The 12,546-nt window shown below is 63.7% G+C and carries 12 protein-coding genes and 1 pseudogene; 9 read left to right on the top strand and 4 right to left on the bottom strand.

What is annotated here, in order from left to right; all coding sequences use genetic code 11:
• Window positions 1-65: 65 nt before the first annotated feature.
• The 4 genes and pseudogenes from MTX23_RS30405 to clpB form a co-directional block, all read right to left on the bottom strand.
• Complete coding sequence (locus MTX23_RS30405; RefSeq protein WP_280973799.1) at window positions 66-260, bottom strand: hypothetical protein; 195 nt, start codon at window positions 258-260, stop codon at window positions 66-68.
• An 85-nt stretch (window positions 261-345) separates the two neighbouring features.
• Window positions 346-1,164 carry a family 1 encapsulin nanocompartment shell protein gene (locus MTX23_RS30400; protein ID WP_280973798.1) on the bottom strand — a complete coding sequence of 273 codons (819 nt, stop codon included), beginning with the start codon at window positions 1,162-1,164 and terminating at the stop codon, window positions 346-348.
• Window positions 1,157-2,215, bottom strand: a pseudogene (locus MTX23_RS30395) (Dyp-type peroxidase). Before MTX23_RS30395 ends, MTX23_RS30400 begins: the two are co-directional and overlap by 8 nt.
• 221 nt (window positions 2,216-2,436) lie before the next feature.
• Complete coding sequence (gene clpB, locus MTX23_RS30390; RefSeq protein ID WP_280973797.1) at window positions 2,437-5,049, bottom strand: ATP-dependent chaperone ClpB; 2,613 nt, start codon at window positions 5,047-5,049, stop codon at window positions 2,437-2,439.
• Between the two features lie 911 nt (window positions 5,050-5,960).
• Between clpB and MTX23_RS30385 the strand changes: the two genes are divergently transcribed.
• The 9 genes from MTX23_RS30385 (at window position 5,961) to MTX23_RS30345 (ending at window position 12,544) form a co-directional block, all read left to right on the top strand.
• Window positions 5,961-6,143, top strand: coding sequence for a hypothetical protein (locus tag MTX23_RS30385; protein WP_280973796.1), 183 nt, complete (start codon window positions 5,961-5,963; stop codon window positions 6,141-6,143).
• 207 nt (window positions 6,144-6,350) lie between these two features.
• The gene (locus MTX23_RS30380; RefSeq protein WP_280973795.1) at window positions 6,351-7,253 is read left to right on the top strand and encodes a J domain-containing protein; all 903 of its coding nucleotides are present in this window, start codon (window positions 6,351-6,353) and stop codon (window positions 7,251-7,253) included.
• Window positions 7,250-7,531 carry a chaperone modulator CbpM gene (locus MTX23_RS30375; RefSeq protein ID WP_348637536.1) on the top strand — a complete coding sequence of 94 codons (282 nt, stop codon included), beginning with the start codon at window positions 7,250-7,252 and terminating at the stop codon, window positions 7,529-7,531. The genes MTX23_RS30380 and MTX23_RS30375 overlap by 4 nt, the downstream gene beginning before the upstream one ends.
• 55 nt (window positions 7,532-7,586) lie before the next feature.
• A complete protein-coding gene (locus tag MTX23_RS30370) occupies window positions 7,587-7,820 on the top strand; it encodes a hypothetical protein (RefSeq protein WP_280973794.1) in 234 nt (77 codons plus the stop codon).
• 62 nt (window positions 7,821-7,882) lie between these two features.
• A complete protein-coding gene (locus tag MTX23_RS30365) occupies window positions 7,883-8,293 on the top strand; it encodes a thioesterase family protein (protein WP_280973793.1) in 411 nt (136 codons plus the stop codon).
• A 99-nt stretch (window positions 8,294-8,392) separates the two neighbouring features.
• The gene (locus MTX23_RS30360) at window positions 8,393-9,058 is read left to right on the top strand and encodes an HAD family hydrolase (RefSeq protein ID WP_280973792.1); all 666 of its coding nucleotides are present in this window, start codon (window positions 8,393-8,395) and stop codon (window positions 9,056-9,058) included.
• 6 nt (window positions 9,059-9,064) lie between these two features.
• Complete coding sequence (locus MTX23_RS30355) at window positions 9,065-10,018, top strand: sugar-binding transcriptional regulator (RefSeq protein ID WP_280973791.1); 954 nt, start codon at window positions 9,065-9,067, stop codon at window positions 10,016-10,018.
• A 155-nt stretch (window positions 10,019-10,173) separates the two neighbouring features.
• Window positions 10,174-11,487: a sugar ABC transporter substrate-binding protein gene (locus MTX23_RS30350; protein WP_280973790.1), complete on the top strand. Its 1,314-nt coding sequence runs from the start codon at window positions 10,174-10,176 to the stop codon at window positions 11,485-11,487.
• Window positions 11,488-11,671: 184 nt separating this feature from the next.
• A complete protein-coding gene (locus MTX23_RS30345) occupies window positions 11,672-12,544 on the top strand; it encodes a sugar ABC transporter permease (protein ID WP_280973789.1) in 873 nt (290 codons plus the stop codon).
• The last annotated feature ends 2 nt before the right edge of the window (window positions 12,545-12,546 follow it).

The raw sequence follows: 12,546 nt of genomic DNA, 5'->3' as shown, positions 1-12,546 counted from the left end.
AATGGATACCGCGTCAGACAGAATTCTGCGAGCCGGCCGACAGAATCGACGAGCGTGCCTGGGCCTCAATCCATGTCGCGAAAGGCGTGACCGTTGGCTTCGATTTCCTTGACCAGGGCCGGCGGCAGACTGGCCTGTGCGGCAGTGCCGTCGAACACCCAGTTCTTGGAGTCGGCGAGGTCGGGAAGACCCGCGCCCTTGCGGACGTAGAGGCCGATCGAGGCTTTCTGCGGATTGATGTAGAGATCGTATTCCTGCATCGAGGGCCTCCTCTCCGTTTCGCGTTGGACAATTCCCGGCGCGGGACGGTCCGAGGCCGCTCCGGCGATTTGATGTCGTCCGCCGTCAGGCGGACTTCTTCTTCGCTTCCGACGCCAGGGCTATCGACGCCTCGCTTGTCAGCATCAGGAAGGTGATGGTCTCCTGGAAGTAGAGTTGCACGGCGGTCGCCGAATGGCTGAGATAGCCGATCGACAGGTCCTGGCCGATCGAGAGCTGGAAGTCGCCGCCGCGCGTGGTCAGCACGACGCCGCCCTCGATCGCGGGCGCCCAGATGATCTTTCCATCGAGAAGACACTGGATGTGTAGAAGGACCGGATAGCCGTCGTCGGTCGCGCCGCCGATTGCCGTATACGGCTCGGTGCCGAGCAGCAGCGTATAGGGACCGTTGACGCCCGCCAGCCGCAATTGGCTTACCGCCTGTGCGACCACACCGGGATAGCCCCTGACGTTCGACGGCAGCGTCAGCACCGGGTTGCTGCTGCCCTGGCGGATGCCCTGAATACCCGCCGCGTCATATCCATCAAACACGGCGCGGTCCTCGGCGAAGGCGATCTTGCGCGCCGCGGCCTTCAGCGGATCCCAGTCGGAATCGTTGGAGCCGCGTTCGGCGTCGTCGATGGCCTGACGGCTGAGCTCGAAGGGGACGCGCAGCTCCACGAGTGCCCTGACATCGCGTTGCGTTGCCTCGACCCCATCGCCCGGCGTCGGAATCTTCCGGAGATGGCCGGTGCCGACCGCGGAGAAGTCCGTGCCCTTCGGACCGTCGACATCCACCACGCGGCGCGCCGCCAAATGGCGCTTCAGCGTGCGGGAGGCTTCCTCTTCGATCTGGGCCCATGCCGCGTCTGAGATGGGGGCGAGTCCCCGATGAAGGTTATTCATGTCCAGCCTCTCCTCAGTGAGCCGATACCGAGCGAGCCATCGGACGGCGGCATTTTCGGTGTAGGGGCATCGTCGGCCCGATCGTCGTCGAGCGACGGCTCTGCGGGCGAGGGAGCGGGGCCCGCGTTCGCGGCGTCTTCCAGGAACGTCACCGACGGAATGAAGTACAGCGTACCGGTCACGGCGCGGCTGAAGTCGAGCAGGCGATCGTAATTGCCCGGCGGCCGCCCGACGAACATGTTCTCCAGCATCTGCTCGATCCGATGCGGCGACTTTGCATAGCCGATGAAATAGGTGCCGAACTCGCCCTTGCTGATGTTGCCGAACGGCATGTTGTCGCGGACGATATCGAGCTCCTCGCGTTTTCCACGATCATGGTCAGGGCGTTGTGCGCGTAGCTCGGCTTCACCACATCGTCCAGCTCGATGTCGGACAATTTGGTTCGGCCGATGATCTTCTCCTGCATCTCGACCGGCAGCTCGTTCCACTTCTTCATGTCGTGGAGGTACTTCTGCACGATCACATAGCTGCCGCCGGCAAAGGCCGCATCCTCGTCACCGATGATGGTGGCGTCGACCGCAGCCTGGTCCTCCGGGTTCTCCGTCCCGTCGACAAAACCGAGCAGGTCGCGTTCGTCGAAATACTTGAAGCCGTGCACCTCGTCCGACGAGGCAACCGCATCGCCGAGCCGGGCCACGATCTGTGTCGCCAGCTCGAAGCACAGGTCCATCGGCACGGCGCGGATGTGAAACAGGAGGTCGCCCGGCGTCGCGACGGCATGATGCACGCCATGGATCTCGCGAAACGGATGCAGATCCTTCGGCTTCGGCGCGCCGAACAGCCGGTCCCAGGCATCGGAGCCGATGCCCAGGACGCATGACAGCCGCCCGTCGAGGTCGCGGAAGCCGACGGCCCGCACCAGCGCGGCGAGATCGCTGCACAGCGACCGCACCACCGCGTCATACGCCGGATCCGGCTTGAGCCTGACGGCAAGGAAGATGGCGGCGCGCGTCAGCTTCGCAGCGACCGGTTGCGGAACGGCTGATGGCACGCATCTCTCCTTACTGAAGCATTATTCCACGACTGCAGCGAGCAAGGCGCTCGACGGAAGACCCCGAGAACAAGAAGACCCATCGGCGCCGATCACCTCCATACCGTCCTTGATCTCCAGCTCCGACATGTGTTCCTCCACGGTTGAAGGGCAGCTTTCCTATGATGCCGGGAGACGACGCCGCGATGACATCGCGCGTGTCGGCGTTGTCCGGGCCCGTCTCACGCCGATTCGAATTCGTCCGCCGCAGCGGTTTCCGGCCTCTTGCCGTTGAAGGTGAGGCCTGCCTTGGCGGCGGAGATCTTCACCTCCGAGCCGTCGCGCACGTCGCCGGCGAGAATCATTTCGGCGAGCGGGTCCTGCACAGCGCGCTGGATCACGCGCTTCAGCGGGCGGGCGCCGTAGGCGGGATCCCAACCCTTGTCCGCCAGCCAGTCCCGCGCCTTCGGGTCGAGTTCCAGCTCGATCTTGCGATCCTCCAGCAGCTTTCGCAGCCGCGCGAACTGGATCTCGACGATCCGGCCCATTTCGCTCTTCTGCAGCCGGTGGAACAGGATGATCTCGTCGATGCGGTTGAGGAATTCGGGGCGGAAGTGAGCGCGCACCATGTTCATCACCTGGTCGTGCACCGCGCTGGTATCCTGGCCTTCGGGTTGATTGACGAGATATTCGGCGCCGATGTTCGAGGTCATGATGATCAGCGTGTTGCGGAAGTCGACGGTGCGGCCCTGACCGTCGGTCAGACGCCCATCGTCCAGCACCTGCAGCAGCACGTTGAAGACATCAGGGTGCGCCTTCTCGATCTCGTCAAACAGGACGACCTGGTAGGGCCGACGCCGCACGGCTTCCGTGAGCGCGCCGCCCTCGTCATAGCCGACATAGCCGGGCGGTGCGCCGATCAGCCGCGCTACCGAATGCTTCTCCATGTATTCGGACATGTCGAGACGGATCATCGCGGTCTCGTCATCGAACAGATATTCGGCGAGCGCCTTGGCGAGCTCGGTTTTGCCGACGCCGGTGGGTCCTAAGAACATGAAGGAGCCGATCGGCCGGTTGGGATCCTGCAGGCCAGCACGCGCACGGCGCACGGCGGTCGACACCGCGCGGACAGCCTGGGCCTGACCGACGACGCGCTTGCCGAGCATCTCTTCCATGCGCAGCAGCTTGTCCTTTTCGCCCTCCAGCATCTTGTCGACCGGCACGCCGGTCCAGCGCGACACCACCTGCGCGATATTGTCGGCGGTCACGGTTTCGCTGGTCGACGAGGTCTCGCTGGCCTCGACCGCGGCGAGCTTCTTCTCGAGCTCGGGAATGCGGCTGTAGGCGAGCTCGCCTGCCTTCTGGAATTCTCCCTTGCGCTGCGCGTTGGCGAGTTCGGTACGCAGCTGCTCGAGCTCGCCCTTCATCTTCTGGGCGTCGGAGAGCTTGCTCTTCTCCGATCGCCATTTTGACGTCATGTCGGCCGACTTCCTTTCCAGGTCGGCGAGGTCCTTCTCCAGCGTTTCGAGGCGGCTCTTGGAGCCGCGGTCGGTCTCCTTCTTCAACGCTTCCTGCTCGATCTTGAGCCGGATGATCTCGCGGTCGAGCGAGTCGAGCTCTTCCGGCTTGGAATCGACCTGCATCTTCAGCCGCGCCGCGGCCTCGTCCATCAGGTCGATGGCCTTGTCGGGCAGGAAGCGGTCGGTGATGTAACGGTTCGACAGCGTGGCCGCCGCGACCAGCGCCGAATCCGCGATACGGACGCCGTGATGCTGCTCGTACTTGTCCTTCAGGCCGCGGAGGATCGAGACGGTGTCCTCGACGGTCGGCTCGGACACGAACACCGGCTGGAAGCGCCGGGCGAGCGCCGGGTCCTTCTCGACATGCTTGCGGTACTCGTCGAGCGTGGTCGCGCCGATGCAGTGCAGCTCGCCGCGGGCGAGCGCCGGCTTCAAGAGGTTGGACGCGTCCATCGCGCCATCGGCCTTGCCGGCGCCGATCAGCGTGTGCATCTCGTCGATGAACAGGACGATGCCGCCCCCGGCCGAAGTCACCTCCTGCAGCACCGCCTTGAGCCGTTCCTCGAACTCGCCGCGATACTTCGCGCCGGCGATTAGCGCGCCGAGGTCGAGCGCGAGCAGCGCCTTGTCCTGCAGGCTTTCCGGCACGTCGCCGTTGACGATCCGCAGCGCCAGACCTTCGACGATCGCGGTCTTGCCGACACCGGGCTCACCGATCAGCACGGGATTGTTCTTGGTCCGCCGCGACAGCACCTGGATGGTGCGGCGGATCTCCTCGTCGCGGCCGATCACCGGATCGAGCTTGCCCTCACGCGCGGCCTGCGTCAGATCGCGGGCGTATTTCTTCAGCGCGTCATAGGCGTTCTCGGCGGACGCGCTGTCGGCCGTGCGTCCCTTGCGCAGCGCATTGATGGCCGCATTCAGGTTTTGCGGGCTGACGCCGCCCTTGGCGAGCAGCTTGCCGGCCCCGCTGTCCTTGTCGGCCGCGAGCGCCTGCAGCAGCCGCTCGACGGTGACGAAGCTGTCGCCGGCCTTATCGGCGGCCTGTTCTGCCGCGGTGAAGGCGCGCGCGGTCTCGGGCGCCAGATAAATCTGCCCTGAACCGGCGCCGGACACTTTCGGCAGCTTCGCCAGCGCATCCTCGGTCGCCTTCAGGATCGCGCGCGAGTTGCCGCCCGACCGGTCGATCAGGCCTGCCGCCAGGCCCTCGCTGTCGTCGAGCAGCACCTTCAGGATGTGAAGCGTCGAGAATTGCTGGTGCCCCTCGCGCATGGCGAGCGATTGCGCCGACTGGATGAAGCCCCGTACGCGATCGGTGTACTTTTCTACGTTCATCTTGGCACCTCACGGCAACGAAGCAATAAGAAGAGTTGCTGAATGTCACCTATTGGCGCCGTCGAGAGATGGCGGAATGATGACATCCGTCATTTCGCACGCGGTGACGTCAGCGAACAAGCGAACATCACTGTCGCTCTCATCGTGTGACCCTTTCGAGGGATAGTCAATGACTGAAGTTTTTTGCGGATACGTCGGTATCGGCTGACGCCGTCGTGCGCGGCGTTGCCTGACAAGGCACGAAAGTGCCGACGTCACGCTGCCGTTGATCGCACGCATTGCGCAAGATTGAATGATAGATTGGAGAACGCGTAGGCGGAGATATGGTTGCGCGGAGAGTCTGTCCTGCGTGATTTGGATAAACTGTCCGTAACTCGGCAAACGCAGATTACAAGCTGTTGAAATTGCGTCATGCACCAAGTGGCATGGTCATTGCTAAATGATCTCCTGTGTCGACCCGACAGGCTGTAGGCGATGGTGCGGAATTATCTCGATCCTGTTCATTCCAGCGACCTTCTGCTCCGCGGCTTTGGAGATCCGCTGCATTCGTCTCGGCGCGAAATGGGCCGCGTGCCTGTTGCCGACATCCTCGTCCATCGCCGGGTGCAGAGCCACGCAAGGAGAGATGACCATCTCGAAGCGCCGCGTTCGCCGCTCGGCCGCTGACTAGGCAATTTCGATTTTACGAGAACGCGTCGATTGGGCCGGACGAGGCTCGCCGGGCGCCGGCTCCGTGCGCAGTTGGTTATCGAGCATAATAGGAACGTGTCGCTGTCCTACCATGCCGACAATCGCAGTGCGCCAGCCGGCCCGGGCTGGGAATTGGCACCCGCGCCCTGCCGCATTTTTCCGTCGGGGCGCGGTATTCTCTGGACGGCCGTTCACAGGAGATCATCCACAGGAGGTCGGTCATGGGACCGAGTCACGGGGACGACGGACAACTGGACGATCGAAAGCCGCGCTTGAGCGAAGACGACATCACGCGAGCCTTTCTCGGTCCGAGGGGAGTGGTGGGCGAGCCGGACACCACCAGAATGACGCCTCAGCAGGAGAAGAACATGCCGAACTATCTGGACCCGGGACGTACGTCCTAGCGCGGTGGCGGCATGGATGCTCGCTGCTCAGAGAGCCAGGCGATACTGCAAACCGGCGCGAGCGGCCGATCGATGCGGGAGTACATCAGCGAGAACGATGCGCCAGCGACATGGCCGTCGCACGATGGGTGGTCGAAGCGATGTTGCAAATCGTCTCGTTTTGAGCCCTCATGACCTTGGCTGCATTATGTTGTTGCGGAGAGGGTAGTGAGAAATCCGTACGAGATCCTTGGCGTTGCCCCGACGGCCTCTTCGGCCGATATCCAGAAGGCATATCGAAAGCTCGCGAAGAAGCTGCATCCGGATCTCAACCCCGGTGACAACGCCGCCGAGGATAAATTCAAGGAAGTCGCCGGTGCGTACGATCTGCTCGGCGATGCCGAGAAGCGCAAGCGCTTCGACGCCGGCGAGATCGACGCGAGCGGGGCGGAGCGGCCGCAGCATCACTTCTATCGCGATTTTGCCACCTCCGACCGCGGGCATCCTTACGCCGACAGTTCCGGCTATGCGGATTTCATGGATTCGGGTGACGCGTTCGCCGAGTTGCTGCGACGCAGCCAGGAGGCGCGCGCGAACCGGCGCGGGCGCGACCTGCACTACAGCCTGCCGATCGATTTCGCGGAGTCGATCACCGGCGCAAGCAAGCGCCTGACCTTGCCCGATGGCGGCACGCTTGACGTGACGATTCCGTCGGGGCTCGTCGATGGGCAGGTGCTCCGGCTGCGCGGCAAGGGAGCTTCCGGCTCCGGCAAGGGCGGGCCCGGCGATGCGCTGATCGAGGTGGAGGTTCGGCCCGATCCGCGCTTCACGCGCGAAGGCGATGACATTTCGCTGGAATTGCCGATCTCGCTCTCTGAGGCGGTACTCGGCGGAAAAATACGTGTTCCGACGCCGACCGGCGATGTCACCATGACGGTCCCGAAGGGATCGAACACCGGCACCACGATGCGGCTCAGAGGCAAGGGTGCGCCCCGCCATGGCGGCGGTCATGGCGACGAGTTCGTCAAGCTCAAGGTTGTCCTGCCGAAGGGATCCGATCCCGAGCTTGAGGCGTTCGTATCCACGTGGGATCGGAAGGCATTCAATCCGCGCGAGGAAGGCGCGTCATGATCATGGACAAGAAGCAGTTCCTAACCAACGCGGGGATCGAGGTGCAGACCCTGGAGTTCTGGATCGAGCAGCAATGGCTCATTCCGGATCGGACCGCGCCGGATATGAGCTTTTCCGACACCGACGTGGCGCGCGCCCATCTGATCCGCGACCTGAAGAGTGACCTCGGGGTCAATGACGAGGGCGTCGATGTCATCCTCCACCTTATCGATCAGCTTCATAGCCTGCGGAAGGCATTCGAGCAGCTGCGCGCCGACATGCAGAAGCCGTCGCGCTGATCCGCAAGGAGATGAGGATGATCGTCATCGCGCTTTTGCCCCGGAGACCACGCTCATGGAAAAGCCGACGCCGCTTGCACACGGTCAAACCGACATTCTTATCCTTCAGGCGTTGGTGAGGCGGCTCGTTATGAAGGGTGTGCTCTCGCCGGAGGACGTGCGAGCGATGCTGCTGGACGCTGCAAAGAATCTGGATCTCGTCGGCAGCGAATTGACGCCGGAAGCCGCGCACATCATCGTCCAGCAGGACTTGGCGTCGGCATTTCTGGGCACCGACACGTCAGGCTGATCACGGTTGCCTGCGAACGGCAAGCGCGTCGCGAGGCCGGCGCAGGTGGCAGGAGGCGAAACATGCGTGCGATTCCGGTGGGAGTGAAGGGAAGCTCGGCGCTCCTCGTCGCGCCCGAGCATCTGGCGAACCGATTCAAAGATGCGATGTTGCCGCCGGTGCTGGCGACCCCGATCATGATCCTGGTGATGGAGAATGCCGCACTCGACGCCATTCGCAGCTACCTGGAGCCCGGCGAAAGCGCGCTTGGTACCTTGGTGGACATTCGCCACATCGCGGCGACGCCGGTCGGGCAGCGCGTCACGGCGGAGGTGGAGGTGATCCGTGTCGAAGGCCGGCGGATCGTCTTCGCCGTGACCGCGCGTGACGAGGTCGAGGAGATCGGCCGAGGTACTCACGAGCGGACGGTGATCGATTTGCGCCGTCTCTCGCAGCGCCTCGATGCCAAGGCTCATCGGAGACCGGCGGGCTGAGTGTCGGAATGCGGCACTTGGCCTTGTCGTACAGCATCGATCGCCGGTCCGAAATTGTGATCTATTGCTCATCGCTTGAGCATATGATCTCATGCCGGGATGGTATTCCGGCTCCCAGAGACCGACCTCGTCATCTTCGACTGCGACGGCGTGCTCGTCGACAGTGAGGAGTTGAGCTGTCGCTGTCTGTCGGATGCGCTGACACGGGCGGGCATCGAGATGAGCACCGAGCAGGCGCTCGAATGCTTCCTCGGTCGCAGCACGGCGGCGGTTCTCGAATACTGCCAGGCCGCCGGACAGGCTGTGCCTGCGAACTTTCTGACCGATCTGGCTGGGCGCGTCCGCGAAACCTTTCGAGCCCAGCTCAAGGCGATACCCGGCGTCGCGGCCGTGCTGACGGAATTGCGGCTGCCCTGCTGTGTCGCGTCGTCGAGCGACCTTGACCGTGTGAAGTTTTCGTTGGAGTTGACGGGCTTGGCGTCCTATTTCGCGCAACGGCTCTACACCTCCCAGATGGTCGAGCGCGGCAAGCCGGCGCCCGATCTATTTCTGCATGCGGCAGGCCGGATGGGATTCGATCCGTGCCGCACGCTTGTCATCGAGGACAGCATCAGCGGCGTGCTGGCGGCGAAGGCGGCGGGAATGAAAGTGTGGGGATTTGTCGGTGGCGCCCACTATCGGTTGCGGGACGGCAGTGCTCTGCTGCGCGATGCCGGAGCGGATCGAATCTTCGCTGCGATGACGGATTTCTGGACGGAAGGCTGATACAGGATGGCTGCGCCCGACAACGAAAAGTCCCGCCTCGACGATGCGGCGCGCGCCGGTTGGCTCTATTTCATCGCCGGCCACACCCAGGACGAGATCGCAAAGATGCTGCAGGTGTCGCGCGCATCCGCGCAGCGCCTGGTGTCGCTGTGCCTGGCGGAGCGGCTGATCACGTTTCGTCTCGAACATCCCATTGCGGCCTGCATGGAGCTGGCATCCAGGCTGAAGGAGCGGTTCGATTTGGTGCATTGCGAGGTCGTTCCGACCGATCCGGCGGCGCCGCTGTCGACCGCCGGGATCGCCGAGCGCAGCGCGAATCTGCTGGAGATGACGCTGCGCTCGGAGACGCCGGTCATCGTGGCGCTGGGCACCGGTCGCGCAGTGCGCGCCGCAGTCGAGCGCGTCTCGCCGATCGAGCGGCCCGATCACCAGATCGTTTCGCTGGTCGGCAACATCTCCGCCGATGGCTCGGCAAGCTTCTATGACACGGTCGGGCGGCTGGCCGACCGCACCGGTGCGCGCCATTACCCGATGCCGTTGCCGTTCCTGATGTCGAGTGAGGACGAACGCAACCGCATGGTCCGCATCGAGCCGATCGCAAGGGTGAGGGCGGTCGCCGCCAAGGCCGATCTCCGATTGATCGGCATCGGCCAGATGGACCAGAAAGCCCAGGTGCATGTCGATGGCTTCGTCACGCGCGAGGAACTGCTGGAGATGATGCGGCTCGGCGCGGCCGGCGAGGTGACGGGTTGGGCCTATAACGCCAAGGGACGGCTCATCAAGGGCGGCACCAACAAGCGGCTGACCAGCATTCCACCGCAGATTCCTGCGGTATCCACCACGATCGCGGCGGCGGTCGGCGCCGCCAAGGTGCCGGCAATCAAGGCCGCGCTTGCGGGCCGCGTGGTCAACGGCCTCATCACGGACGAGGCGACCGCGCGCGCGGTCCTCGATCACTAGGCGCCTTTCGCGTCTGCAATAACTCGATCCCAGGGTGTCAAGGCGCCGACAATCGCGCCCGCCGGCGCGTCCGCGCGCTTGACAAAATTGGGGGACAGGTTGAACATACGCTCAACACGTGGGCATATGCTCAACGTGGCATATGGGAGGTCACCTTGAAGAACGTCCTTTGCGCCGTTACGGGCGCGGCTGCCCTTTTGCTCTCTGGCCCCTCGATCGCCCAGACCACGCTGACGGTTGCGACCGTCAACAATGGCGACATGATCCGCATGCAAGGGCTCACCAGCGACTTCACCGCGAAGAATCCGGACATCACCGTCAAGTGGGTGACGCTTGAGGAGAACGTGCTGCGCCAGCGCGTCACCACCGATATCGCCACCAAGGGCGGCCAGTTCGACGTGCTGACCATCGGCACCTATGAGGTGCCGATCTGGGCCAAGAAGAACTGGCTGGTGCCGCTCGACAAGCTCGGCGCCGATTACGACGTCAATGATCTTCTACCGAAGATCCGCGACGCAGTGTCGGTCGACGGCAAGCTCTATGCCGCGCCGTTCTACGGCGAAAGCTCCATGACGATGTATCGCACCGACCTGTTCCAGAAGGCCGGACTGACCATGCCGGAAAAGCCGACCTGGGACTTCGTGGTCGATGCCGCCAAGAAGCTGACCGACAAGTCCGCCGGCGTCTACGGCATCTGCCTGCGCGGCAAAGCCGGCTGGGGCGAGAACATGGCGTTCCTGACCGCGATGGCTAATTCCTTTGGCGCGCGCTGGTTCGACGAGAAGTGGGAGCCGCAGTTCAACTCGCCGGAATGGAAGAAGACGCTCACGACCTATGTCGACCTGATGAAGCAGGCCGGCCCTCCCGGCGCGAGCTCCAACGGCTTTAACGAGAACCTCGCGCTGTTCAATGCCGGCAAATGCGCGATGTGGATCGACGCCACCGTCGCCGCGTCCTTCGTGACCAACCCGAAGGATTCCAAGGTCGCCGATAAGGTCGGCTTCGCGCTGGCGCCGAACACCGGGCTCGGCAAGAACGCCAACTGGCTGTGGGCCTGGAGTCTCGCGATCCCGGCCGGCTCGAAGAAGGTCGACGCGGCCGAGAAGTTCATCGCCTGGGCGACCAGCAAGGACTACACCAAGCTCGTCGCGTCCAAGGAAGGCTGGGCCAATGTGCCTCCGGGCACGCGGACCTCGCTGTATCAGAACCCGGAGTACCTGAAGGCCGCGCCCTTCGCCAAGATGACGCTGGCCTCGATCGATGCGGCTGATCCGAACAAGCCGACGGTCAAGCCGGTGCCCTATGTCGGCGTGCAATACGCGGCGATCCCTGAGTTCCAGGGTATCGGCACCGCGGTTGGCCAGCAGTTCTCGGCCGCGTTGTCCGGCTCCACCTCCGTCGATGCCGCGCTCGCGGCTGCGCAGTCCTCGACCGAGCGCGAAATGAAGCGAGCGCGCTACATCAAGTAGGCTGCATCCGGACAAGTGTGCAGCTGCTTTCCGGAAGGACGATGCTCAAGCAAGAAGCCAAGGCGCGCGACTGACCAGTGCCTTGGCCTTCAACCCGGCCCAGCTCAACCCTCCCGAGCCAGGCCACTCGCGACCATCCTGTCCCGCAGCGGGGTGGTCGCTCCTTTCCCAAAAGGAGGCGGGGATGGCGACCCAGCAGACCCAGCTGCTCGCGCGTACACTGCTCAGTCCCGCCGTGGCGCTGCTGTTCATCTGGATGATCGTGCCGCTCGCGCTCACGATCTATTTTGCGACGCTGCACTACAATCTGCTCGATCCCGGCTCCGAGGAATTCGTCGGGCTGGACAACTTCCGCTACTTCCTCACCGATCCGGCCTTCCTCGCCTCGTTGCAGAATACGCTGGTGCTGGTCGGATCGGTGCTCGCGATCACGATTTTGCTCGGCGTGCCGCTGGCGCTCCTGCTCGATCAGCAGGTGGTCGGGCTCTCGATCGTCCGCCTGATGGTGATCGCGCCGTTCTTCGTGATGCCGACGGTAAGCGCGCTGGTGTGGAAGAACCTGCTGATGCATCCGGTGTCGGGCCTGTTCGCCTGGATCGCCAAGCTGTTCGGGATGGCTCCGATCGACTGGTTCAACGACGCACCGCTGTTCTCGGTGATCCTGATCATCTCCTGGCAGTGGCTGCCGTTCGCGACTCTGATCCTGCTCACCGCGCTGCAGTCGCTCGACGAGGAGCAGAAGGAGGCGGCGGAGATGGACGGTGCCAGCGCGATCTCGACCTTCATCTACATTACGCTGCCCCACCTGGCGCGTCCGATCACAGTGGTGATCCTGATCGAGACCATCTTCCTGCTCACGGTGTTCGCGGAGATTTTCGTCACTACCGGCGGCGGTCCCGGCCTGCAGACCACCAACATCGCCTTCCTGATCTACTCGCAGGCGCTGATCCAGTACGACGTCGGCAGCGCCTCGGCGGGCGGCCTGGTTGCAGTCGTTCTCGCCAACATCGTCGCTTTCTTCCTCGTTCGTATCGTCGGCCGGAATCTGGAGGCGTAGCG

The organism is Bradyrhizobium sp. ISRA436 (genome assembly GCF_029910015.1).
Lineage (GTDB): Bacteria > Pseudomonadota > Alphaproteobacteria > Rhizobiales > Xanthobacteraceae > Bradyrhizobium.
This window is presented reverse-complemented; position numbering and strand designations above follow the sequence as displayed.